This window comes from Pseudomonas sp. HS6-2, assembly GCF_049325675.2.
Lineage (GTDB): Bacteria > Pseudomonadota > Gammaproteobacteria > Pseudomonadales > Pseudomonadaceae > Aquipseudomonas > Aquipseudomonas putida_N.
Genome location: NZ_CM143906.1, coordinates 3622331 through 3644554 on the forward strand (window position 1 = coordinate 3622331; position 22224 = coordinate 3644554).

The 22224-nt window shown below is 64.0% G+C and carries 22 protein-coding genes and 1 pseudogene; 10 read left to right on the forward strand and 13 right to left on the reverse strand.

The annotated features are described in order from the left end of the window. Nucleotides 1-90: 90 nt before the first annotated feature. From ACOKS3_RS16775 to ACOKS3_RS16805, 7 genes are all read right to left on the reverse strand, one after another. Nucleotides 91-711 carry a hypothetical protein gene (locus ACOKS3_RS16775; RefSeq protein ID WP_422764072.1) on the reverse strand — a complete coding sequence of 207 codons (621 nt, stop codon included), beginning with the start codon at nt 709-711 and terminating at the stop codon, nt 91-93. After that, complete coding sequence (locus ACOKS3_RS16780; protein WP_103447792.1) at nt 711-1409, reverse strand: hypothetical protein; 699 nt, start codon at nt 1407-1409, stop codon at nt 711-713. Before ACOKS3_RS16780 ends, ACOKS3_RS16775 begins: the two co-directional genes overlap by 1 nt. Before the next feature lie 95 nt (nt 1410-1504). Then, entirely contained in the window at nt 1505-2290 is a 786-nt protein-coding gene (gene pstB, locus ACOKS3_RS16785; RefSeq protein ID WP_422764073.1) for a phosphate ABC transporter ATP-binding protein PstB, read from the reverse strand. A gap of 49 nt (nt 2291-2339) precedes the next feature. Next, a complete protein-coding gene (gene pstA, locus ACOKS3_RS16790) occupies nt 2340-3233 on the reverse strand; it encodes a phosphate ABC transporter permease PstA (protein ID WP_103447793.1) in 894 nt (297 codons plus the stop codon). After that, nucleotides 3233-4198 carry a phosphate ABC transporter permease subunit PstC gene (gene pstC / locus ACOKS3_RS16795; protein WP_079228597.1) on the reverse strand — a complete coding sequence of 322 codons (966 nt, stop codon included), beginning with the start codon at nt 4196-4198 and terminating at the stop codon, nt 3233-3235. The genes pstA and pstC overlap by 1 nt, the downstream gene beginning before the upstream one ends. Before the next feature lie 73 nt (nt 4199-4271). Continuing rightward, nucleotides 4272-5300 (reverse strand): phosphate ABC transporter substrate-binding protein PstS, encoded by a 1029-nt coding sequence (pstS, locus tag ACOKS3_RS16800; RefSeq protein WP_103447795.1) that lies wholly within the window; start codon nt 5298-5300, stop codon nt 4272-4274. Between the two features lie 173 nt (nt 5301-5473). Beyond that, the gene (locus ACOKS3_RS16805) at nt 5474-5965 is read right to left on the reverse strand and encodes a GNAT family N-acetyltransferase (protein WP_103447796.1); all 492 of its coding nucleotides are present in this window, start codon (nt 5963-5965) and stop codon (nt 5474-5476) included. Nucleotides 5966-6133: 168 nt separating this feature from the next. Here ACOKS3_RS16805 and ACOKS3_RS16810 point away from each other — a divergent pair, with 168 nt between their 5' ends. The 8 genes from ACOKS3_RS16810 (at nt 6134) to ACOKS3_RS16845 (ending at nt 13257) form a co-directional block, all read left to right on the forward strand. Continuing rightward, nucleotides 6134-6817: a type 1 glutamine amidotransferase domain-containing protein gene (locus ACOKS3_RS16810; protein ID WP_103447797.1), complete on the forward strand. Its 684-nt coding sequence runs from the start codon at nt 6134-6136 to the stop codon at nt 6815-6817. A 96-nt stretch (nt 6818-6913) separates the two neighbouring features. Continuing rightward, nucleotides 6914-7063: a hypothetical protein gene (locus ACOKS3_RS16815; protein WP_422764074.1), complete on the forward strand. Its 150-nt coding sequence runs from the start codon at nt 6914-6916 to the stop codon at nt 7061-7063. Nucleotides 7064-7087: 24 nt separating this feature from the next. Further along, the gene (locus ACOKS3_RS16820) at nt 7088-8563 is read left to right on the forward strand and encodes an MFS transporter (RefSeq protein WP_422764075.1); all 1476 of its coding nucleotides are present in this window, start codon (nt 7088-7090) and stop codon (nt 8561-8563) included. Nucleotides 8564-8645: 82 nt separating this feature from the next. After that, a complete protein-coding gene (locus tag ACOKS3_RS16825; protein ID WP_422764076.1) occupies nt 8646-9020 on the forward strand; it encodes a termination factor Rho in 375 nt (124 codons plus the stop codon). A gap of 177 nt (nt 9021-9197) precedes the next feature. Then, on the forward strand, nt 9198-10421 hold the full coding sequence (locus ACOKS3_RS16830) for an SfnB family sulfur acquisition oxidoreductase (RefSeq protein ID WP_422764077.1): 1224 nt from the start codon (nt 9198-9200) through the stop codon (nt 10419-10421). Nucleotides 10422-10433: 12 nt separating this feature from the next. Beyond that, nucleotides 10434-11804 (forward strand): LLM class flavin-dependent oxidoreductase, encoded by a 1371-nt coding sequence (locus ACOKS3_RS16835; protein WP_103447800.1) that lies wholly within the window; start codon nt 10434-10436, stop codon nt 11802-11804. Beyond that, on the forward strand, nt 11801-12466 hold the full coding sequence (locus ACOKS3_RS16840) for a methionine ABC transporter permease (protein WP_103447801.1): 666 nt from the start codon (nt 11801-11803) through the stop codon (nt 12464-12466). The genes ACOKS3_RS16835 and ACOKS3_RS16840 overlap by 4 nt, the downstream gene beginning before the upstream one ends. Nucleotides 12467-12486: 20 nt before the next feature. Next, nucleotides 12487-13257 carry a MetQ/NlpA family ABC transporter substrate-binding protein gene (locus ACOKS3_RS16845; RefSeq protein ID WP_422764078.1) on the forward strand — a complete coding sequence of 257 codons (771 nt, stop codon included), beginning with the start codon at nt 12487-12489 and terminating at the stop codon, nt 13255-13257. 62 nt (nt 13258-13319) lie between these two features. Here the strand turns inward: ACOKS3_RS16845 and xth are convergent, their stop codons facing one another. The 5 genes from xth to ACOKS3_RS16870 all read right to left on the reverse strand — a co-directional run bounded on the left by xth (nt 13320) and on the right by ACOKS3_RS16870 (nt 17895). Then, nucleotides 13320-14114 (reverse strand): exodeoxyribonuclease III, encoded by a 795-nt coding sequence (gene xth / locus ACOKS3_RS16850; protein ID WP_103447803.1) that lies wholly within the window; start codon nt 14112-14114, stop codon nt 13320-13322. Next, nucleotides 14111-14353 carry a hypothetical protein gene (locus ACOKS3_RS16855; protein ID WP_103447804.1) on the reverse strand — a complete coding sequence of 81 codons (243 nt, stop codon included), beginning with the start codon at nt 14351-14353 and terminating at the stop codon, nt 14111-14113. Before ACOKS3_RS16855 ends, xth begins: the two co-directional genes overlap by 4 nt. After that, nucleotides 14322-15725 carry an MFS transporter gene (locus ACOKS3_RS16860; protein WP_422764079.1) on the reverse strand — a complete coding sequence of 468 codons (1404 nt, stop codon included), beginning with the start codon at nt 15723-15725 and terminating at the stop codon, nt 14322-14324. The genes ACOKS3_RS16855 and ACOKS3_RS16860 overlap by 32 nt, the downstream gene beginning before the upstream one ends. A gap of 58 nt (nt 15726-15783) precedes the next feature. Next, nucleotides 15784-16854: a C45 family autoproteolytic acyltransferase/hydolase gene (locus ACOKS3_RS16865; protein WP_422764080.1), complete on the reverse strand. Its 1071-nt coding sequence runs from the start codon at nt 16852-16854 to the stop codon at nt 15784-15786. 111 nt (nt 16855-16965) lie between these two features. Next, the gene (locus ACOKS3_RS16870; RefSeq protein WP_103447807.1) at nt 16966-17895 is read right to left on the reverse strand and encodes a LysR family transcriptional regulator; all 930 of its coding nucleotides are present in this window, start codon (nt 17893-17895) and stop codon (nt 16966-16968) included. Between the two features lie 177 nt (nt 17896-18072). Here ACOKS3_RS16870 and ACOKS3_RS16875 point away from each other — a divergent pair. Continuing rightward, nucleotides 18073-19793: pseudogene (locus tag ACOKS3_RS16875) on the forward strand (amidohydrolase). Here the strand turns inward: ACOKS3_RS16875 and ACOKS3_RS16880 are convergent. After that, nucleotides 19781-20677 carry a LysR substrate-binding domain-containing protein gene (locus ACOKS3_RS16880; RefSeq protein ID WP_422764081.1) on the reverse strand — a complete coding sequence of 299 codons (897 nt, stop codon included), beginning with the start codon at nt 20675-20677 and terminating at the stop codon, nt 19781-19783. The pseudogene ACOKS3_RS16875 and the gene ACOKS3_RS16880 overlap by 13 nt on opposite strands. Nucleotides 20678-20772: 95 nt before the next feature. On the opposite strand from ACOKS3_RS16880, the gene ACOKS3_RS16885 reads away from it, so the two are divergent. Next, a complete protein-coding gene (locus tag ACOKS3_RS16885) occupies nt 20773-22215 on the forward strand; it encodes an aldehyde dehydrogenase family protein (protein WP_103447810.1) in 1443 nt (480 codons plus the stop codon). Nucleotides 22216-22224 lie beyond the last annotated feature (9 nt).

Sequence of the window (22224 nt, forward strand, 5' to 3'; positions counted from 1 at the left end):
GTTTTCAGGGAGTGCGTAGATCGAGCGCCGCGCGGGCGGCGCTCGATCTGACCGGCGCAACAAAACCCACGCCGTACATGAAAACGACGCTCAGGATGCCAGCACCTGCGAACGCTGCACCAGCGGTGCCTCGTAGCGGTGCGGTTGCTGCCAGGCCAGCTGAGCCTGCACCTGCTGCGCCGCATCCATCACCTTCTGCGCCCAGCTGTCATCTTGCGGGTTGACCACGACCACGCGGAAACCGTGGTCAAAGCCCTCGATCCCGACCCCTTCGGAATCATCGACGTGCAAGTCGATGTCGAATGCCGGCGGGTATTTCGACGGGGCGTTCTCAAGCCCGTGCTGCGACAGCACATGCTGGTGGCGATCACTGTTGACCACGCCATCGACGTGAATGCCATAGAGCATCAGCCAGCGCCGGATATAGGCCGGTGTGCGGCCAGACGAGGTGTAGATCCAGATGCTGCAGCCCTGACGGCGCAGGTCGCGGATCAGCGAACGCGTGCCGCTGCGCAGCGGTTCGCCCAGCCAGCGGTGTACGAACGCCGGCAGCTTGCTGTCTTCTTCGTCGGCGTGGTGCGGCAGACAGGCAAGCGTGTCATCGATATCGAAGGAAATGCGCATCTGTGGGCGGTTGAATTTGCGCCCGATGGCTTTCCACGCGCGTCGTCCACCGGCCTTGCCTTGTTCCAGCATCGAATACCTTTCCATCATCGGCTCCCCTGACGGGCTGGCACGCAGGTGCCACGCAGGAAGAACTTTTCGGGTTCAGGCGCCTTCGCTTCGAGGAAGGCTGCGTACTTTTTCTTGATCTTGGGCAATTCGTACAAAGCTTTCACACCATGCTTGGCGGAGTTGCGAATGACCGAGGACGGGTTGAAGTAGCCCTCGGCGTTGTCCAGCGTCAGCACGAATGGCGGCAGCCCTGCACGCATCAGCAGATAGCTGACGATGAGCGACCCCGTGCGATTGTTCCCTTCGATGAACAACTGCGGCTTGCTGAGGATACGTACATAAACGCCGGCTGCCCGCTTCCAGATCGACTCGCTGCGGTACGAGCAATACCAGTTGTATAGATCCTTGATGCCGCCTTCCACGTTGTTGAAAAAGCGCGCCTCGGTGGCCTCGAGGTGTGGCGCGAACTCGCGGCGGCGTGCCGGGTCGCTGCCGCACAGCACGGTGGCGTTGATCTCCAGCATCAGGTTCAGCTGCTGCAGGTCGAACAGGTCCACACCCCGTGCCACATAGTCGTCAATCAAGGCATAGCCTTCAAGCACATTGAGCAGCACCTCGTCGGTGAACGGGTCACGCGGCTCGGTGAAATGCTGGCTGAGTTCCGCAAAGCGGCCCTGCACCTCGCGCAGAGCGCGCTCTACCGCTGGCAGGTCAAGACGACATGTCGCATCCATTGGTAATCTCTTGAAACAGAACAGACGTGAAAGCGACCTACCCCACTCGGCCGTCCTGGCCTGCGGGGTGGGTCGCTTGGCGGGTGCCGGCAGGTTCAGCTGAACTTGCCGCTGATGTAGTCACTGGTCAGCTGTTCACGCGGATTCTGGAAAATCTGCGTGGTCGGGCCCATCTCTACCAGGTAACCGGTGCGGGTGCCCTGGGAGATGTCGACCGAGAAGAACGCGGTGGTGTCGGCCACACGAATCGCCTGCTGCATGTTGTGGGTCACCAGGGCGATGGTGTAGTCCTTCTTCAGCTCGACCATCAGCTCTTCCACGCGGCGGGTGGCAATCGGGTCGAGTGCCGAGCAGGGTTCGTCGAGCAGCAGCACTTCCGGCTCGGTGGCGATGGCACGGGCGATGCAGAGGCGCTGCTGCTGGCCGCCGGACAGCGACAGGCCGCTGACCTTGAGCTTGTCCTTGACTTCATCCCACAGCGCGGCGCCTTGCAGGGCGTGCTTGACGCGGTCACCGATGTCGCCCTTGTAGCGGTTCAAGCGCAGGCCGAAGGCGACGTTGTCGAAGATGCTCATCGAGAACGGGTTCGGCTGCTGGAACACCATGCCGATATAGCGGCGCACCACCACAGGGTCCACGCCCTTGCCGTAGACATCCTGGCCGAGGAAGTGCACATGGCCTTCAAAGCGGAAGCCCTTGACCAGGTCGTTCATGCGGTTGAGGCTGCGCAGCACGGTACTCTTGCCGCAGCCGGACGGGCCGATAAAACCGGTGATCTCGTTCTTGCGGATCGGTACATGGCTGTCACGCACGGCCATGAAGTTGCCGTAGAAGATCTTGTCCAGCTTGCAGTCCATGACGATTGGCGCTTCGCTGGCCATGGGAGCGGCTCTCTGTGCAGTTGATACGTTCACGGTCGAATGCTCCCTTTCAATACTTTGGCTTGCCGAAGATTCGGCTAAGAATGTTGACCACCAGCACGATCATCACCAACACCAGCGAGGCCGCCCAGGCGAGCTCCAGCTGGTTGTCGAACGGCATGCCGGAGAAGTTGTAGATCAGTACGGCAAGCGATGCCGTGGGGTTCATGACGGCCAGGCTGCCGTCGTGGTAGATCCAGTAGTTGCTGAACAGCGCGGTGAACAGCAGCGGTGCCGTTTCACCCGCAGCGCGGGCCACGGCCAGCATGACGCCGGTGAGGATGGCCGGCATGCCAGTCGGCAAGACGATCTTCCAGATCACCTGGGCGCGGGTGCAGCCCATGCCGTAGGCGGCGTCCTTCATGATCTTGGGTACCATCTTCATCGCTTCTTCAGCGGTCAGCACGACGATCGGCAGCATCAGCACGGCCAGTGCCACGCCACCGGCCGGGGCCGAGTAGGTACCGGTGGTCATCACCACCAGGGCGTAGGCGAACACACCGGCGAGAATCGACGGCAGGCCGGTGAGCATTTTGGCGGCGAAGCGCGAGGCGTTGGCCAGCTTGCTCTCAGGGCCGAGTTCGGCGAGGAACACCGCCGCCAGGATGCCGACCGGCACTGCGATGGCAGCAGCGATGCCGACCATGACGAAGGTACCGGCCAGGGCGTTACCGAAACCGCCGCCCATCTCGAAACCGGTGGGTGGCAATTCGGTGAACACTTCCAGGCTCAGGCGCGCACCACCCCGGGTGATCAGCATGTACAGCACGGAAATCAGCGGCACGCTGGCCAGCAGGGCCACGCACCAGACCGTGGAGGTCAGCACCAGGCTGCGCAGGGCGCGGCCTTCGAAGCGGCGCTGCAGGCTGGGCAATGCAGTAGTAGCTGCAGAGAGGTCAGTCATTATTTGTTACCCCGCTGGGCGTAGAGCATGATCATCGAACCGAACACATTCACCAGTAAGGTGATGAACATCAGGACCAGGGCGGCGTACATCAGCACCTCGATCTCGTTCGGCCCGGCTTCGGGGAAGTTCAGCGCCAGCAAGGCTGCCAGCGTGTTGGCCGGGGCAAACAGCGAAAGGGTGATGGTGTTGGCGTTACCGACCAGCATCGCCAGCGCCATGGTTTCGCCCAGTGCGCGGCCAAGGCCCAGCACCAGGGAGCCGAAGATGCCGGTGGCGGCCGACGGCACCATCACCTTGAGGATGGCTTCCCAATGGGTGGTGCCCATGCCGTAGGCAGCTTGCTTGGTCTTCATCGGTACGCTGGTAAGCGCATCCTGGGAAACCGCGGCAATGGTCGGCAGGATCATGATCGCCAGCACCAACGCCGCCGGCAGCAGGCCGGGGCCACTCAGGGAGGTGCCGAAGAAAGGGATCCAGCCTAGCTCGCTGTTCAGCCAGGCGGTCAACGGCCGGATGGCCGGAATCACGACATAGATGCCCCACAGGCCGTAAACGACGCTGGGGATGGCGGCGAGCAGCTCGACGATGGTACGAAATACCGCGGCGAGCCTCGCCGGCAAGAAATCCTGGGTAAGGAAAATGGCCATGCTGACGCCGAAGAAACCCGCGATCAACAAGGCGATAAGGGCGCTGTAAAGCGTGCCCCAGATTGCCGGCAGAATGCCGTATTTGCCCTGGTTGACGTCCCACACACTGCCGAACAGCACGTCAAACCCGTGCTTTTCCATTCCTGGAAGTGCTTTGCGTCCTACTTCGTATACCAACGCGAATACCAGCGCGAGAATCAGCACCACACCGATACGTGCAAGGGCACGGAAGGTGCGATCAACCAGGAAGTCCTTGGTGGACGGCGGCTGGCACGCGGAGTCTGGGTTATCCGGTATGGCAAAAGGTGTGTTCATCTGGCTGATTCCGGGACTAAGGGCAAACACCCCCGGCACGGTTTTCACACCGCGCCGGGAGCGCCTGAAGGTATTACTGGATGCTCTGCGACGCTTTGCGCACTTCGTCGACAACCGACGGTGGCAGCGGAATGTAGCCCATCGAGTCGGCAATCTTCTGGCCGTGGGTCAGGCCGTACTCGACCATGTCACGCATGGCCTTGGCCTTTTCCGGGCTGCCGTTGTCCTTGCGGAAGATCATCCAGGTGTAGGAAGTGATCGGGTAGGACTTGGCACCTTCCGGGTCTGGCAGGTGAGCGATCAGGTTTTCCGGCATTTTCACCGCAGCCAGTGCTTCGGCACCGCTCTCGGCGTTAGGCACGACGTATTGGCCTGCCTTGTTCTCCAGCTCAGCGAAGTCGACCTTGGCCAGCTTGGCGAAGCCGTATTCGATGTAGCCGATGGCGCCCGGGGTCTGGCGAACGGTGGCGGTCACGCCGTCGTTCTTCGGCGACTTGATGAACTTGTCGGTGGCCGGCCAGTTGACGGTGTTGCCTTCACCCAGGTCTTTCTTGAAGTCGGCGTTGATGGCCGACAGGTGCTTGGTGAAGACGGCGTTGGTACCGCTGGAGTCGGCACGTACGACCACGGTGATCGGCAGGTCAGGCAGCTTCATGCCTGGGTTGGCCTTGACGATCTGCGGGTCGTTCCACTTGGTGATCTTGCCGAGGAAGATGTTGGAGTACACATCGCGTGGCAGCTTCAGGCCTTTCGGGTTGCCCGGCAGGTTGTAGGCCAGGACGATTTCACCGGCGGTCATCGGCAGCAACTGCACGCCTTCGCCGACCTTGGCAATGTCTGCTTCGCTCATGGCCGAGTCGCTGGCGGCGAAATCGACGGTCTTGTTCAGGAAGTCCTGAACGCCTGCCCCGCTCCCCTTGGACTGGTAGTCAACGGTGACGCCAGCAGTGTTCTTGCTGAAGTCCTTGAACCAGGTCAGGTAGATCGGTGCTGGGAAGCTCGCGCCGGAACCGGTCAGGCGAACGTTGTCCGCGGCAAAGGCCGAAGTGGCAGAGAGGGAAACCGCAACGGCAAGTGCAGCAGACTTCATGAGGCGTATCATGGAAAAGCGCTCCGTGTGATGGCCAGCACACTTTGCATCAGCTGTGTTACAGCTTTGTGACTGTTGAATGGCAGTCGATCCATTCACCCCCTCTAAACTGGGGCATACACGCAGTGCCCCCTCATTTCGTAGTAACTAAATGTGACTAGTTACATCGTCATCGTCCGCCTGGCTCAGAGCGCCATGACCATCTCATGCCAAGCCATGCCCCCGTGGTCCGAGGGCGAAGGCCGCACATACTGGTAGCCCATCTTGCGGTACAGCTCGACGTGCTGTTCCTTGCACATCAGGTGGATGGTCTGTTTGCCTTGCCCCCTCATGCGGCTGATGAACTCGCTCATCAGCCGCTTGGCGTAGCCCTTGCCCTGGTGTGCCGTGTCCACCACCACCGACATGATCACCACGTTGGGCGCCTGCGGGTCATGACCCACCAGCTCCTTGAATGCCTCATCAGACATCACCACGTCGTGGGCGCAGCCGCTGTTGATGAAACCGACGATGCCATGGGGGTCTTCGAGCAGCAGGAAGCCTTCAGGGTATTGGCTGATGCGCGTGCGAATCTTTTCCAGCGTGGCCGCTTCGTCACCTTCGTAGGCACCGATTTCGATCGCGAAGCAGCGCTCGGCGTCCGCGATGACGGGTTGGCGGAATGATGTGTTGCTCATGGGCAGGCATCCATAAATGAAATGATCGTGCCGCTAGGGTAATTGACTGAGCGGCAAACCCCGCATCCTTTTCGAGAGCTATCATGGAACGCCTGCGGCGCCTTGCCCTCCCACCTACAGGCAGGGCGAACAGCGCACTGCCCATTCACCTCTGGAGGAGTGGCTTTGATGAAAAAGATCCTGATGGTGCTCACCTCGCACGACCAGCTGGGTGACACCGGCAAGAAGACCGGCTTCTGGCTGGAAGAATTCGCCGCGCCCTACTACGTATTCGTCGACGCCAATGCCGACGTCACCCTCGCCTCACCCAAAGGCGGCCAGCCACCGCTGGACCCGAAAAGCGACGAGCCGGACGCCCAGACTGACGCCACCCGGCGCTTCGCCAGCGACACTGACGGGCAAATGGCCCTGGCCGACACCGTGCCGCTCGGCGAAATCGACCCGTACGGCTTCGACGCGGTGTTCTACCCCGGTGGCCACGGGCCGCTGTGGGACCTGGCCGAGGACAGCGACTCCAGGGCCTTGCTCGAAGCCTTCTATGCCGCCAACAAGCCAATCGCCGCGGTGTGCCACGCGCCTGGGGTGCTCAAGCATGTAAAGGCGCCAGACGGCCATCCGGTGGTCAAGGGCAAGAAGGTCACCGGCTTTGCCAACAGCGAAGAACAGGCCGTCGGGCTGACCGAGGTGGTGCCCTTCCTGGTGGAAGACATGCTCAAGGCCAAGGGTGGCGAGTATTCCAAGGCAGCGGACTGGGCAAGCTACGTGGTTGAAGACGGCCATCTCATCACCGGCCAGAACCCGGCCTCATCCGAGGGGGTGGCCAAGGCATTGCTTGAGCGACTGGCTCGCTGATAGCACGCGCCGCAACAGCCACTGGCGAATAGGATTGAACAGCCAGCGCACCTGCACGCCCTAACAGGAGGTAACCGTCTTTTCAGGAGCCAAGCCATGAGCGACCCCAACCACCCTGATCCGTATGTCGACGAAGTGCCGCACAATCCGGGCGAGCCCATACCCAAACCTGAAGACCAACCGCAACAGGAGGCTCCGGACTGGCCCGAGGGGCAGGTTCCGCCAGAAGAGCAATCGGACGGCTGAGTGCCTGAAAGCAGGGGAATCGCCGTGGCAACCCAAGCCCTGCAACCGCCCGATAGCGCATCGGAACACGAGCGGCTATACAGCACCGACATCCCCGCCCGCCTCGACCGCCTGCCGTGGACGCGTTTTCACACCTTGCTGGTACTGGCCCTGGGCATCACCTGGCTGTTCGACGGCCTTGAGGTCACCCTGGCGGGCTCGGTGGCGGGTGCGCTCAAGGACAGCCCCGCACTGCACCTGAGCAACACCGAGATCGGCCTGGCAGGCGCCACCTACATCGCCGGCGCGGTCCTCGGTGCTTTGTGCTTTGGCTGGCTGACCGACCGCCTGGGGCGGCGCAGGCTGTTCTTCATCACCTTGTTCCTGTACATCGGCGCCACGGCCGCGACCGCGTTCTCCTGGAGCCTGTGGAGCTTCCTGCTGTTCCGCTTTCTGACCGGCGCCGGCATCGGCGGCGAGTACACGGCGATCAACTCGACCATCCAGGAGTTCACCCCGGCGCGCTATCGCGGCTGGGTCGACCTGACCATCAATGGCACCTTCTGGATTGGCGCAGCGCTCGGCGCGACCGGTGCGGTGATTCTGCTCGACCCGGCAGTGGCCGGTGGCGATCTGGGCTGGCGCCTGTGCTTCGGCATCGGCGCGCTGCTGGGCCTGTTGATCCTGTTCATGCGCCTGTGGATCCCGGAAAGCCCGCGCTGGCTGATGATCCACAACCAGCCGGAGCATGCCGAGCGCATCGTCGCCGACATCGAACGCCATTACCATGAGCGCGGGATCGCGATCCCACCGCTGCAGGTCCCTCCCCTGCGCCTGCGCGCACGCCACCACACGCCGTTGCGCGAGGTATTCCACAGCCTGTTCGTCGAGCATCGGCGCCGTGCACTGGTGGGCCTCACCTTGCTCACCGCGCAGGCATTCTTCTACAACGCGATCTTCTTCACCTATGCGCTGGTGCTGACCGACTTCTACGAGGTGCCAGCGGCCAAGGTGGGCTGGTACATCCTGCCCTTCGCGCTGGGCAACTTCTGCGGCCCGCTGCTGCTGGGCAGGCTGTTCGACGTGGTCGGCCGGCGCATCATGATCAGCTCGACCTACCTGGTCTCGGGCGTGCTGCTGGCCCTCAGCGGCTACCTGTTCCAGCAGCAGCTGATCGACGTGACCCAGCAGACCCTGGCCTGGATGGTGATCTTCTTTTTCGCCTCGGCGGCGGCCAGTTCGGCCTACCTCACCGTGGCGGAAACCTTCCCGCTGGAGATCCGGGCGCTGGCGATTGCCGTGTTCTATGCCTTTGGCACCGGCCTGGGCGGCCTGATCGGGCCGACCCTGTTCGGCGCGCTGATCGAAACCGGCGAGCGTCTCAACGTACTGTACGGTTACCTGCTCGGCGCAGCGTTGATGGTCATCGCTGCCCTGGCCCAGGCGCTGTGGGGCGTGGCCGCCGAGCGGCGTTCGCTGGAACAGGTGGCCAGGCCGCTGTCGCAGATCAGCGAGCCCTGAGCGCACCGCCTGTCCATTCAATGGCACTTCGGGTTGCCCCAGCCCTTCAACTGTTCAGGCACACCACGCAGGAGGGATTGCCATGCCACGCGGCGACAAGGACAAATACACCGACAAGCAGAAACGCAAGGCCGAGCACATAGAAGAGAGCTACGAGCACAAGGGCGTTTCGAAAGACGAGGCCGAGGCGCGCGCCTGGGCCACCGTCAACAAGCAGTCCGGTGGTGGCGAGAAGTCAGGCGGTTCGGGTAGCAAGACGTCTGCTGGCGAGAAGAAGACCGCCCGTTCGGATTCGGCCAAGCGCGCAGCCAAGACGCGCGAAGGCCATGGCAGGACATCGAGCAGGTCGCTGGAAAGCCAGACCAAGGAAAGCCTGCTCAAGGAGGCGCGCAGCAAGGGCATCAAGGGCCGTTCGAGCATGACCAAGGCAGAGTTGGTGCAAGCGCTGCGCACGTGAGCCTGACGCACTAGAAGCATGACGCTGTTGCCAGGCAAACACCTCGGCAACAACTGTCCATGCAATTACACAGGCCGACTCAGCGCCACTCGGCTCAAACGCCCGGATTTTCTGGGCCCCTGCGGGCTGGCACAACAGCTGCAATGTGAAGTCGTCCGACTACACACCGAGTTGTCCATGCCTAGCGAAATACTCTCTGCTGCCTACGAAATCCGCCCTCCCGCGGCACACATCATCCGCGACGACGCCGAAGCGATCACCGTCGCCTACCAGGTCGCCGCCCTGTTGCGCGAAGGCGCAGCCGAACGCGATCGACAGCGGGAAGTGCCGGCAGACATTGTCGACGCCTTCTCCAACAGCGGGCTCTGGGGCATCACCGTGCCCCGGGCACATGGCGGAGCGCGGGTCTCGTATGCCACCCTCGCCCGGGTGATCGCCATCATCTCCGCCGCCGACCCTTCGCTGGGGCAGATCCCGCAGAACCACTATTGCCTGCTCGAAGATATCCGCCTGCAAGGTACGCCCGAGCAGCAGAGCCACTTCTTCAGCCTGGTGCTGCAGGGCCATCGCTTTGCCAATGCCCTGTCGGAAACCGGTGGCAAGACCGTGCAGGACATCCGCACACGCCTGGTTACCGAAGGCGACGGCTATCGCATCGATGGGCGCAAAGGCTATTGCACCGGCTCCTTGTATGCCCACTGGATCGGGGTGCTGGCGCTGGATGAGCAGGACCGTGCGCAACTGGCATTCGTCGAACGCGGCACGCCTGGCCTGGTGATCGTCGACGACTGGAGCAGCATGGGCCAGCGCACCACCTCCAGCGGTACGGTGCTGCTCGATGGCCTGCGGGTTCCGCCGTTCAATCTGTTTCCCAGCTACCGCTCCTACGAAAGCCCGACCCTGGCCGGCCCCTTCGCCCAGCTGACCACCGCCGCCATCGATGCCGGCATCGGCCGCGCCGCGCTGGATGACACCATCGCTTTCGTGCGCGAGCACGCTCGCCCATGGATCGATGCCAAGGTTGAAAAGGCCAGTGAAGACCCGCTGACCATCATCCAGGTCGGTTCACTGGAGATCCGCCAGGAAGCGGCCGAGGCGCTGCTCGAACGTGCAGGCCTGGCGCTGGATGCCGCCAGACCGGCACCGGATGAAGACAACGTGGCCCTGGCCTCGGTGGCCGTGGCCAAGGCCAAGGTGCTCACCACCGAGGTGGCCATCGAGGCCAGCAACCGCCTGTTCGAACTGGGCGGCACGCGCTCGTCGCTGACCCGGCACAACTTCGACCGGCATTGGCGCAACGCCCGGGTGCACACCCTGCACGACCCGGTGCGCTGGAAATATCACCTGGTCGGCAACTGGGCGTTGAACGGCATCAAGCCTGCCCGCCATGACTGGAACTGAGGCTGCCCGACCATGACCAAGCAGATCCGCCTCAATGCCTTTGCCATGAACACCGTCGGCCACCTTTCGCCCGGGCTGTGGCGCCACCCGCGGGACCAGGCCACCCGCTACACCGATATCCACTACTGGGTAGAGCTGGCCAGGACCCTGGAGCGTGGCTGCATCGACGGCCTGTTCATCGCCGATGTGCTGGGCGTCTATGACGTATATGGCGGCAATGCCGACGCGGCCCTGCGCAACGCCGCCCAGGTGCCGGTCAACGACCCGTTGCAGCTGGTACCCGCCATGGCGGCTGCCACCCGCCACCTGGGGTTCGGCGTGACCGCGTCGGTATCGTTCGAACACCCCTACCCGTTTGCCCGGCGCATGAGTACCCTCGATCACCTGACCCAGGGTCGCGCTGGCTGGAACATCGTCACTTCGTACCTTGCCAGCGGCGTGCGCAACCTCGGCCAGCCCCCGCTCAGCCACGACCAGCGCTATGCCCTGGCCGAGGAGTACCTGCAGGTCTGCTACAAGCTCTGGGAAACCAGCTGGGAAGACGATGCGGTGCAGGCCGACCGGGCAACCGGTGTGTATGCCGACCCGCGCAAGGTCCATGCTATCGACCACCAGGGCAGCTGGTTCAAGGTGCCGGGTTTTCACCTGAGCGAACCTTCGCCGCAGCGTTCCCCGGTGATCTATCAGGCCGGCGCCTCCAGCCGCGGGCGCGCGTTCGCCGCCGCCAACGCCGAGTGCGTGTTCGTCGCCGCGCCAAGCAAGGTGGTGCTGAAAAAGCAGGTGGCGGAGCTGCGCGCGGCCGTGGCTGCTGCCGGCCGTGCGCCGGACGATGTGCAGATTCTCGAGCAACTGACGGTCATCGTCGCACCCACCGATCAGCAGGCGTTGGCCCTGCTCGACGAATACCGCCAGTACGCCAGCACCAGTGGCGCCTTGACCTTGATGTCCGGCTGGACCGGCATTGATTTCGCCGAGTACGCACCCGGCCAGGTGCTGCGCGAAGTGCCCAGCGAAGCCATTCAGTCGGCCGTGGAAGCCTTCACCCGCGCTGACCCGACACGCACCTGGACCACTGCCGAAATTGCCGACTACTGCGCCATCGGCGGTGACGGCCCAGTGCTGGTGGGCTCGGCCCGCACCGTCGCCGATCAATTGCAGGAATGGGTAGATGAAACCGGTGTAGACGGCTTCAACCTGGCCAGCGTGGTCGCCCCGGAAACCTTCGAGGCGGTGGTCGACCTGTTGGTACCGGAGCTGCAGGCGCGGGGGCTGTTCAAGCGTGCCTATGAACCCGGCACCTTGCGTAACAAGCTGTTCGGTCGCGGCGACCGCCTGGCAGGCACGCACCCGGCGGCCGTACTGCGCCGCGAGGCACGCCCATGAACGAACTGCTGAGCCACCTCGACTGGGCCGAAATCGCCCAGGCGTGCCTCGATACCCTGAGCATGTTGGGCGCGGCACTGGGCTTCACCGTGCTGTTCGGCCTGCCACTGGGGGTGTTGCTGTATCTCACCGGGCAACGCCAGTTGCTGGCCAACGGGCCGCTTTACCGAGCCCTTTCCGTGGTGGTCAACGTGCTGCGTTCGCTGCCGTTCATCATCCTGCTGATCGTGCTGATCCCGCTGACCACGCTGCTGACCGGCACCTCCCTCGGGGTCAAGGGCACCATCCCGCCACTGGTGGTGGGTTGCACGCCGTTCTTCGCGCGTCTTGTGGAAACCGCCCTGCGCGAGGTCGACCACGGCGTGGTGGAAGCCACCCAGGCCATGGGCGCCAGCCTTACCCAGATCATCCGCTACACCCTGCTGCCCGAAGCCCTCACCGGGCTGCTCGCGGCCGTCACGGTCACCGCCATCGTGCTGGTCGACTACACCGCCATGGCGGGCGTGATCGGTGGTGGCGGCCTCGGCGACCTGGCGATCCGCTTCGGCTACCAGCGCTTCCAGACCGATGTGATGGTGGTCACCGTGCTGCTGCTGATCCTGCTGGTGCAGGTGCTGCAGATGAGCGGCGACCGCCTGGTAAGACATTTCACCCGACGCTGACTCCTGCAAGGTATCCCCTCATGAAAAAGACCCTCACTGCCCTCGCCGCCTTCATCGCTTTCAGCGCCCAGGCCGCCGAACACCTGGTGGTCGGTGCCACCCCGGTACCCCACGCCGAGATCCTCGAATTCGTCAAACCGGCCCTGGCCAAGGAAGGCGTGGACCTGGACATCAAGGTGTTCAACGACTTCATCCAGCCCAACCTGCAACTGGCGCAGAAACACCTGGATGCCAACTACTACCAGTACCGGCCGTTCCTCAACGACTTCAACCAGACCCGGCACACCAACCTGGTACCGGTGGTGGGCGTGCACATCGAGCCGTTCGGTGCCTATTCATCCCGGTACAAGACCCTGGCCGAGCTGCCCGAGGGCGCCAGCGTGGCCATCCCCAACGACCCGGTGAATACCGGCCGCGCCCTGGTGCTGCTGGCCGAGGCCGGGTTGCTCAAACTCAAGGACCCGGGCAACCCGCAGTCCACCCAGCGCGACATCACCGACAACCCGCGCCACCTGAAGATCCGCGAGCTGGAAGGCGCCATGCTGGCCCGCTCGGTCAAGCAGGTGGACCTGGCCTTCGTCTTCGCCAACTACGCACTGGAGGCCGGCATCGATACCAACAGCGCGCTGATCGTCGAGAAAGGCAAGGACCTGTACGTGGAATACCTGGTCGCCCGCCCCGACAACCTGCAGGACCCGGGCATCCAGAAACTGGCCAAGGCGCTCAACTCGCCCGAAGTGCGCAACTTCATCCTGACCCGCTACAAGGGCCAGATCACCCCAGGGTTCTGAGTTATGCACCGCTGGCAGTCAATTGCCTGATATTCGGTTATGCCAGTGCAACTTGAAAGGGCTCATGCCTTCCTGCGCGCCGCCAGTTCGACCCACACCGGCGCGTGGTCACTGGCCTTGGCTTCATTGCGCACCCAGGCGTCGACACCCGCCCGCTTCAGGTAAGGGGCAAGGTCCGGGTTGAGCAGCAGGTGGTCGATACGCAACCCGGCATTGCGCGCCCAGTGATTACGGAAGTAATCCCAGAAGGTGTACACGCGCTCGTCGGGGTGCAGGTGGCGAATGGCATCGACCCAGCCCTGCTCCAGCAGCTGCTGGAAACATGCCCGCGACTCGGGTTGCAGCAGCGCGTCCTTCAGCCATGAGCGAGGGTTGTAAATGTCCATGTCGGTAGGCACCACGTTGAAATCGCCTGCCAACAGCGTCGGGTGGCCGCTGCCATACAGTGCCTTGGCATGCTCGATGAGGCACTGGAACCAGCGCAGCTTGTAATCGAACTTCGGCCCGGGCTGCGGGTTGCCGTTCGGCAGGTACAGGCACGCCACCAGCACGCCATGCGCAGCGGCTTCCAGATAGCGGCTCTGGCTGTCGTCCTCCATGCCAGGCAAGCCGCGACGTACCTCCAGCGGTTCGCTGCCACGCGCCAGGATCGCCACGCCGTTCCACGATGGCTGCCCCTGGTACAGGCAGCCATAACCGGCCGCCTCCAGTTCCTGGCGCGGGAACTGCGCGTCGGGCGCCTTGAGTTCCTGCAGGCAGGCGATGTCCGGCTGCTCCCGTTCCAGCCAGGCCAGCAGCGCCGGCAGGCGGCTGCGAATGCCGTTGATGTTGAAGGTGGCGATCTTCAGCGCTTTCATGCGTCGGGGTCGCTGACGTGGGCCTGCACGGCGTCTTCCAAGGCTCCGACATGGGCCTCGTCAGCCAGCGCCTTCAGCGCCAGCCAGTCGTCCCAGTCGATCGCGCCATCGTCGCGCAGGGCCTCGGCGGTGCGCACCAGTTCATGGTGGTAGGCGTCCGGCGACTCGCGGCGGTAGCTGATGTCATCGTACTGGGCGTACCAGGCCTCAAGCTCGGGGATGCTGCGTTCGATGCTCATGGGTGACACTCCTCGCTTTGCCCTTTGCATGTATGAGCGCTGGCCCTTGGCAACGTTCAACCGCAGCCTCGCTGGCATCCTCTTCATCGATCTGCGCCATGCTCAAGCGCGAAGTCTCCCGTAGCATCAGCGAGCACACCGCAACCAGCGCCAGCGCCGCTGCCCCATACAACGCCACGCCCAGCGGGTTGTGGTCGGTCAGGATCAGGATCGCCGTGGCGATGCTCGAAGCCGTACCGCCGCCCAACGCCGCGCCGATCTGATAACAGGCCGAAATCCCCGAGTAGCGCATGCTGCGTGGGAACTGCTCGCCGAGCAAGGCCGGGATCGGGCCCTGGGTCGCGCCCATCAGCAGGCCGGTCAGGCAATAAGCGACCAAGGCGATGGCGAAGCTCTTCATGCCCACCAGCGAGAAGAACGCGAACAACCCCATGGCCATGATCACTGCACCGAAACCCATCACCACACGCCGGCCCAGGCGGTCCGACAGGTGGCCGAATAGCGGCGCAGAAAACACGATGGCCACTGACAGCGCCAGGTCGAACATCAGCGCCTGGGTACTGCCGAAACCGACCTGCGTGGCGTAGGTGAGGAAGAAGGTGCTGCCGATATAGGCGATGGTGCAGTAGCCGAAGGCGACCCCGGTGCACAGCAACAGCTGCCTTGGGCGCCGGCGCAGGGCCTCGGCCAGCGGTGCACGCGCAGGTCTGGCCTCAGGCATGATGGCGGGAGCGGGCGCCTTCAATCGTGCGTACAGGCCGATCAGCACCAAGGTGCCTCCCAGCCAGAACGGAATGCGCCAGGCAAAATCGACCAGGTTGTCGTTGAAGGCCGCACTGACAATGGCGAACACTGCAGCCCCGAGAATGCCGCCGACACCGATACCCATGCTGGTGAAGCTACCCCACAGGCCACGCCGCCCAGGCGGCGCCGACTCGATGCCGAACAACGCGGCACCGCCCCACTCGCCGCCGGCGGCAAAGCCCTGGATCAGGCGCAGCAGCACCAGCAGGATCGGTGCCGCCACGCCGATGCTGGCATGGCCAGGCAGGCAGCCGATGAGAAAAGTACTCAGGCCCATGAGCAGCAAGGTGGTGACCAGCACCTTCTGGCGGCCGATGCGGTCACCGAAGTGGCCGAACACCAGGCCCCCTAGCGGGCGGGCAAAAAAGCCCGCACCAAAAGCGCTGCACGCCACCAGGGTGGCGGTCAGGTGATCCATCTGCGGGAAGAACACCTGGGGAAACACCAGCGCGGCGGCGGTCCCGTAGATGATGAAGTCGTAGAATTCCAGCGCCGTGCCCATGCCGGAGACGCAAAAGGTGCGGAAGGCGGAGCGGGATGACGCAGGCTGAGTCTGTTGCGCATGCATTGTTGTTGTTCTCGTTCAGCGGGCGCAGCCGGCCTGGGCAAGCTGCAGCCGGTGTGGCTCAGAAGGTTTGGAAGCCAGTCCTGGCCAGGTGCACAGGCGTGCCAGCCACGTACTCCAGTAGGCAACGTTCGGTGTCGATGCCGACGCTGAGCAGGGTTTCCCAACGTTCGGTGTCGGGCATGGCCATGTCCGGGTGGAAGCAGATCGGCGCGCGGTCGCCTGCGGCACCGCACATGGCTTCGGCACGGACGCGCAGGTCAGCGCTGCCCATCTGGCCGATCACCTGTTCCAGGTGGCCCAGGCGGCACAGGGTGTCGGCATGGTCGGCGACCTGCTCACCCAGGCTCAGCTGAGGGTCGAGGAAGTGGTTGGTGTGCAGCAGCCAGCCATCTTCACGCGGTAACACCAGCGCCGTGCGCTCGGGGCTCAGCTCGATGCTGACCGCACGAGGGCTGCAGTCCTGGCGGGAGAACACCGTCAGTACCGTCGAGGCACTGACCCGCGCCGAACGTGCCAGCTCGATGGCCTCTTCGACACTGCTGGCGTCCTCCAACAGGCGACGGGCGATCGCGTGCACCGGCACGCCGCCGCTGTCGTTGTCGCTGCGGTGGTGAAGGATGTTGAAATGCAGGCCCACACCTGCGCTGTTGACACCCAGCTTGGCCAGCATGCCGAACTCGCAGAACAGCTTGACCTGCATGCCACGCTCGCTCTGCAGCGCCAACATCAGGCCATGGGGGCACAGGCTGTCGTGCCAGTCCCAGGTCTGCAGGGTCTGCGGCGCTCGCGGCCCATGGGGGGCGTGCACGGTGGTGGAGCATTCACTGTGGCGGGTACGGGCGGCCAGCACTTCGGTACGCGCGTTGAGGCTCGCCAGCTGCCACAGTGGCAACCCGGCGCCGTCGGCCATACCGACCACTTCGGCAGCCAGGTTCGGGCTCCAGGCCTCCAGGGCGGCCAGGCTGTTTTCGCCGATGCGCTGTGCCTCGGCCAGCGACACCCCCACCCGTGGGAAGAAGTCCAGGTACAGGGCGGTGGTGGTACGGATCTGTTCGGCAAAGCGTTCGCCGATCTGGCGGCCCCGCTCGAGAGGTATGCGGATGTCGGTGACGAGGGTGTGGATCTTCACTGCGGGAAACTCCTGATACGCGGTGGTCAGGTGACTGCTGCAAGCCTAACCAGCGTTCTCGCACCGATCATTGCCACAACCCGCACAACTTTTGTGCCAGCGCGGAAAAACTCAGCCGCGCCCCGCCACCTGTGCCCCCTGCCCGCGCAGGTGTTCATGCAGCATGGCGATGAACGCCTGGACCTTGCGGGTATTGCGCCGGTGCGGCAGGTACAGCACATGGACCCACGGCCCGAACGCGCTCAAGGCCCGCCAGTAGTCGGGCATCACCTCCACCAACTGCCCGCTGGCCAGGTAGGGCGCGACACTCCAGGTCGGCACGAACTGCAGCCCCTGCCCATCAAGCAGGCAAGCCAGGAGGAAATCGAAACTGTCACTCACCAGCTTGGGCATCGGCTGGCGCACGCGCAGGGTCTGGCCCTCATGGTCGATCCACCAGTAGCTGCGGTTGAGCAGCGGGTGGCGCAGCAGCAGCCAATCGTGCTGGGCGTAATTGTCCAGGGTGATCGCGTCGCCGTGGTGGTCCAGGTAGGTGGGGCTGGCGCAGAGCATCACACGGTTCTCGATCAATGGCTGGGCAATCAGTTCCGGCTGGTCGGTGGGGCCGTCACGCAGCGACAGGTCATAACCGCCATCGATCAGGTCTTCGTTGGCATCGTTGAGGTTGACCTCCAGGCGCACCTGCGGGTGCTCGCGCATGAAGCGGCAGCACACCTGGTTGAGGAACGCCGGGCCGAACGACGGCGGCGCGGTGATGCGCAGAGTGCCGCGTAGCGCGTGCTGCAGCTGCTCCACCTCTTCAGTCACCCGTTGCAGGTGCATCAGCGCCTGCCGGGCGCCATCCAGGTACAGGTTACCGGCCTCGGTCAGCGCCATGCGCCGGGTGGTGCGCTCGAACAGGCGCACGCCCAGTTCGCTTTCCAGGTGCGCGACAGCTTTGGTGATCGCCGAAGGCGTCTTTCCCAGTTGCTCGGCGGCACGGCTGAAGCTGCCGTGCTCGGCGGCCGCAACGAAGATGGTCAGGGCCATCATCTTGTCCATGGTTTCTTCCTGTCAGGCACAAACGAAAAGGGCGACGTTCGGGTGTAAGCATCTGCGCGCAATCATAGGCTATGGATTATTTCCCCAGAGCGAAAAAAGTTGTGCCTGCCCGTGCCTTTAACCGCGTTGGCACCTTGGCTAGCCTGCGCTGCCACCACAACAACAACGAGGCACCAAATGAAGCACCTGCTGAAGATGGCGATCAGCGCTGGCCTGGCCTGCACCGCCCTGCCGGGTTTCGCGGCGGTGGACGTGATCCTGCATAACGCCAAGGTCTACACCGCCGAGCCTGGCCAACCGCTGCAACAGGCCGTTGCGGTCGAAGGCGAGAAAATCGTCGCGGTGGGCTCCGACCAGGCCGTGTTATCCCTCAAGCGCGAAGGCACCCTGGTCATCGACCTGGGCGGCAAGGTGCTGATGCCGGGCATGCTCGATTCCCACTCCCACGCCATCAAAGGCGGCCTGCAACTGGAGCTGGCCAACCTCGCTGGCGAGCAGGTATCACTGGATGAGCTGGAACAGCGCCTGCGTCAGTGGCGCAGCGACGGCAAGGCCGTGCGTGGCGAGTTCCTGAGCGTCGGTGGCGTGCCTGGCACCTATTGGGATGACATTGCCGCACTGGAGCAGCGCTTCAACCACAGTGAGTGGGCCGAGCAGCCGATCCTCCTCGCCGCCAACGACATGCACACTGGCTGGGCCAATCAGGCCATGCTCAAGCGCGCCGGGATCGATGCAAAAACCATCGCTGCCCTCCCCGCCGAAACGCGCAACACCCTGGGCCAGCACGCGGACGGCACGCCGAACGGCTTTCTCGCCGACGCCAGCTACTACCCGGTCACCGACTTGCTGCCGCCACTGAGCGACGAGACCCTGATGAGCGCCGGGCGCAGAGCCCTGGACTACTACAAGCAGCTGGGCATCACCGGCTGGATGGACCCGCTGGCCAATGAGCGGCCGGGCGCCGATGTGAAGAACGACTCGCTGGGCGTGCTGCCCATCTATAAGCGGCTTTCCGAGCACGGCGAGCTGACTGCCCATATCGCCGCCCTGCTGATGGCCGACTCCAAGGCCCGTCCTGCGGACCTGGACCAGCTGGACAAGGTGCGCCAGCAATTTTTCGGCGTGCACAACCTCACCTTGCCGGGCATCAAGGTGTTCGCCGACGGTGTCGCCGAGGCGCCAGCGCAGACGGCGGCGATGCTCGAACCCTATCGCAACTCCGGCCAGCACGGCGAGCTGCTGCTGGACCCACAGCACTTTGGCGAGCTGGTCAGCGCCGCCGATGCCCGTGGCTGGTTGGTGCATGTGCATGCCATCGGCGACCGCGCCGTGCGCGAAGCGCTCAACGGCATCGAACAGGCCCGGCGGCAGCGCAACAGCGGCATCGCCCACTCCATCACCCACCTGCAGATGGTCAACCCCAAGGAATACGCCCGCTTCAAGCAGCTCGACGTGATTGCCGCCATGCAGCTGTACTGGGCCAGCGCCGACGCCTCGAACATGGACCTGGTCAAGCCATACGTGAACGCAATGGCCTTCCTGCATACCTTCCCGGCTCGCTCGCTTGTGAAAAATGGCGCGACCATTTCCGGTGCCAGCGACTGGCCGATCACCACCCCGGAACCGTGGAAGGCGATCTACCAGGCCATCAGCCGCAAAGGCCCCAAAGGCGTGCTCAATGCCGATGAAGCAATCGACCGCCAAGTGATGTTCCAGGCCTATACCCTCAACGCCGCCTGGGCCATGCGCCTGGAGCAGCAAGTCGGCTCGCTCAAGGTCGGCAAGCAGGCCGACATGATCGTCCTCGACCGCGACGTGCTCAGTGTCGATCCAGAATCGCTGCGCGATACGCAAGTGCTGCAGACCTGCTTGCCGGCCAGCAGATCTACGCCCGCTGATCCTGCGCAGCCAGCTGCACCTGCAGAAAAGCCATCAGCGCCCCGGCTGCGGGTGACAAGCTGCGCCCCTTGCGCGTCAGCATGCCGATGTGCCGCTCGACCTTAGGTTCGACCAGCGGCACGAACGCCAGCTTTTCGTTTTCCAGTGGGAACGCCAGGTACGGCAAGGTGCTGATGCCTACCCCCTCCTCCAGCATCGCGATCAACGAGATCATGTTGGAGACGAACAACCGGCTATGCCCCAGCAAGCACTCGGCATCGGTGCCTGCCAGCAGCTGCGAGGTACCGTTGCGCACCATCGGCACGCCCTGCAATTGCGACCAGTGCAGGGCACCGCCGGCCTGCGCCAGTGGATGGTCGGCGCGGCACACCACGCCCACCTGATCATTGACGATCGGGGAAAAATCCAGCTGATCGTCCTCCTGCCACAGGCTGCTGATGCCAAAGTCCACCTGCCCCTGGGCCAGCAACTGCTGGACACGCTCGGCCGTGCCGTCCTGGATGCTGACCTGCACGTTCGGGTGCTCGGCGACAAAGCGCGCCAATGGCCCGGGCAACATGCGGCTGGCCACCGACGGCACGGTGGCGATGCTGACCTGGCCGATCTCGTGGCGGGCCAGCAAGGTGGCCTCGCGGACAATGCGGTCGTGGTGCTCGATCAGGCCACGGAACAACGGCAGGCAATGCTCGCCGAACGGGGTCAGCTCGAAACGGCCGCCGCCCTTCTCGACCAGCGCCTGGTCCAGCTTCTGCTCCAGTTCGCGCACCGCCAGCGAGATCGCCGGCTGGGTGCGAAACGCCCGGCGCGCGGCGGCGTGGAAGCTCTTGAGTTCAGCGACCAGCAGGAAGTAGCGCAGCTGGGCGATTTTCAGCTCGGGCAACATGGTTAGCTTTCCTTATCAAAGCATTTTTTTTATTAATTTTTATTTGCTGCATATTGCTCGCAAGATGAACGCCAGGCAAACAGAGGCTTTCATCCATGTCACTCAACACTTACAAGAACTACATCGATGGCCAGTGGTGCGTAGGCCACGCCACCCTGAGCAACCACAGCCCCTCGGACACCCGCGACCTGATCGGCGAATACCACCAGGCCAGCGCCGAACAAGCCCGCCAGGCCATCCAGGCAGCCCGCGCCGCCCAGCCGAAGTGGGCCGCCAGCGGTCTGGAAGCCCGTCAGCAGGTGCTGATGGCCATCGGTGACGAGCTGATCGCCCGCAAGCAGGAGCTCGGTGAGCTGCTCTCCCGGGAAGAAGGCAAACCGCTGGCCGAAGGCATCGGCGAGGTCGCCCGCAGTGGCCAGTTCTTCCATTACTACGCCGCCGAAGTGCTGCGCCAGATGGGCGAGACCGCCGCGTCGGTGCGCCCCGGCATCGACATCGAAGTGCATCACGAACCGGTGGGCGTGGTCGGCATCATCACCCCGTGGAACTTCCCCATGGCCACCGCCGCCTGGAAGATCGCCCCTGCGCTGGCGTTCGGCAACGCCGTGGTGTTCAAGCCGGCCAACCTGGTGCCGGCCAGCGCCTGGGCACTGACCGAGATCATCAGCCGCCAGGGCCTGCCAAACGGCACCTTCAACCTGGTCATGGGCAGCGGCGCCAGCGTCGGCGAAACCCTGGTGCAGTCGGCCGAGATCGACGCCCTGACCTTTACCGGTTCGTTGCAGACCGGCCGTCGCGTCGCGGTCGCCACGGCGGGCAATCTGGTGCGCTGCCAGCTGGAAATGGGCAGCAAGAACGCCCTGGTGGTGATGGACGACGCCGACCTCGACCTGGCGGTGGAATGCGCCCTCAACGGCGCCTTCTTCGGTACCGGGCAGAAGTGCACGGCCTCGTCACGGCTGATCGTCTGCGAAGGCATCCACGACCGTTTCGTCGAAGCCCTGCGCCTGCGCATGCGCCAGCTCAAGGTCGGCCATGCTCTGGAGGCCGGCGTGCAGATCGGCCCGGTGGCCGATGCGCGCCAGCTTGAACAGAACCTGGCGTACCTGCAGCTGGCTCAGGACGAAGGCGCCACCCTGGTCGAAGGCGGCGAACGCTTGCAGCTGGAAAGCGACGGCTACTACATGCGCCCGGCGCTGTTCATCGACAGCCGCAACGACATGCGCATCAACCGCGAGGAAGTATTCGGCCCGATCGCCTGCGTGATCCGCGTAAGTGACTTCGACGAGGCACTGGCCACGCTCAACGACACCGAATACGGCCTGACCGCCGGCATCATCACCCAGTCGCTGCGCCACGCCAGCGCCTTCAAGCGCGGTGCCCAGACCGGCTGCGTGATGGTCAACCTGCCCACCGCCGGCACCGACTATCACGTACCGTTCGGCGGGCGCAAAGCCTCGAGTTTCGGCCCCCGCGAACAGGGTCAGTACGCCCGCGACTTCTACACCGTGGTCAAGACCACCTACCTGCGGCCCTGAAGGAATACG

Coding starts and splice junctions, on each gene's coding strand:
- ACOKS3_RS16840 (WP_103447801.1), top strand. CDS start 11,801: ATGAACGAACTGCTGAGCCACCTCGACTGGGCCGAAATCGCCCAGGCG.
- ACOKS3_RS16830 (WP_422764077.1), top strand. CDS start 9,198: ATGCCTAGCGAAATACTCTCTGCTGCCTACGAAATCCGCCCTCCCGCG.
- ACOKS3_RS16870 (WP_103447807.1), bottom strand. CDS start 17,895: ATGGACAAGATGATGGCCCTGACCATCTTCGTTGCGGCCGCCGAGCAC.
- ACOKS3_RS16825 (WP_422764076.1), top strand. CDS start 8,646: ATGCCACGCGGCGACAAGGACAAATACACCGACAAGCAGAAACGCAAG.
- pstA (WP_103447793.1), bottom strand. CDS start 3,233: ATGACTGACCTCTCTGCAGCTACTACTGCATTGCCCAGCCTGCAGCGC.
- ACOKS3_RS16780 (WP_103447792.1), bottom strand. CDS start 1,409: ATGGATGCGACATGTCGTCTTGACCTGCCAGCGGTAGAGCGCGCTCTG.
- ACOKS3_RS16835 (WP_103447800.1), top strand. CDS start 10,434: ATGACCAAGCAGATCCGCCTCAATGCCTTTGCCATGAACACCGTCGGC.
- pstS (WP_103447795.1), bottom strand. CDS start 5,300: ATGATACGCCTCATGAAGTCTGCTGCACTTGCCGTTGCGGTTTCCCTC.
- ACOKS3_RS16845 (WP_422764078.1), top strand. CDS start 12,487: ATGAAAAAGACCCTCACTGCCCTCGCCGCCTTCATCGCTTTCAGCGCC.
- ACOKS3_RS16880 (WP_422764081.1), bottom strand. CDS start 20,677: ATGTTGCCCGAGCTGAAAATCGCCCAGCTGCGCTACTTCCTGCTGGTC.
- ACOKS3_RS16775 (WP_422764072.1), bottom strand. CDS start 711: ATGGAAAGGTATTCGATGCTGGAACAAGGCAAGGCCGGTGGACGACGC.
- ACOKS3_RS16810 (WP_103447797.1), top strand. CDS start 6,134: ATGAAAAAGATCCTGATGGTGCTCACCTCGCACGACCAGCTGGGTGAC.
- xth (WP_103447803.1), bottom strand. CDS start 14,114: ATGAAAGCGCTGAAGATCGCCACCTTCAACATCAACGGCATTCGCAGC.
- ACOKS3_RS16815 (WP_422764074.1), top strand. CDS start 6,914: ATGAGCGACCCCAACCACCCTGATCCGTATGTCGACGAAGTGCCGCAC.
- ACOKS3_RS16885 (WP_103447810.1), top strand. CDS start 20,773: ATGTCACTCAACACTTACAAGAACTACATCGATGGCCAGTGGTGCGTA.
- pstB (WP_422764073.1), bottom strand. CDS start 2,290: ATGGCCAGCGAAGCGCCAATCGTCATGGACTGCAAGCTGGACAAGATC.
- ACOKS3_RS16860 (WP_422764079.1), bottom strand. CDS start 15,725: ATGCATGCGCAACAGACTCAGCCTGCGTCATCCCGCTCCGCCTTCCGC.
- pstC (WP_079228597.1), bottom strand. CDS start 4,198: ATGAACACACCTTTTGCCATACCGGATAACCCAGACTCCGCGTGCCAG.
- ACOKS3_RS16855 (WP_103447804.1), bottom strand. CDS start 14,353: ATGAGCATCGAACGCAGCATCCCCGAGCTTGAGGCCTGGTACGCCCAG.
- ACOKS3_RS16805 (WP_103447796.1), bottom strand. CDS start 5,965: ATGAGCAACACATCATTCCGCCAACCCGTCATCGCGGACGCCGAGCGC.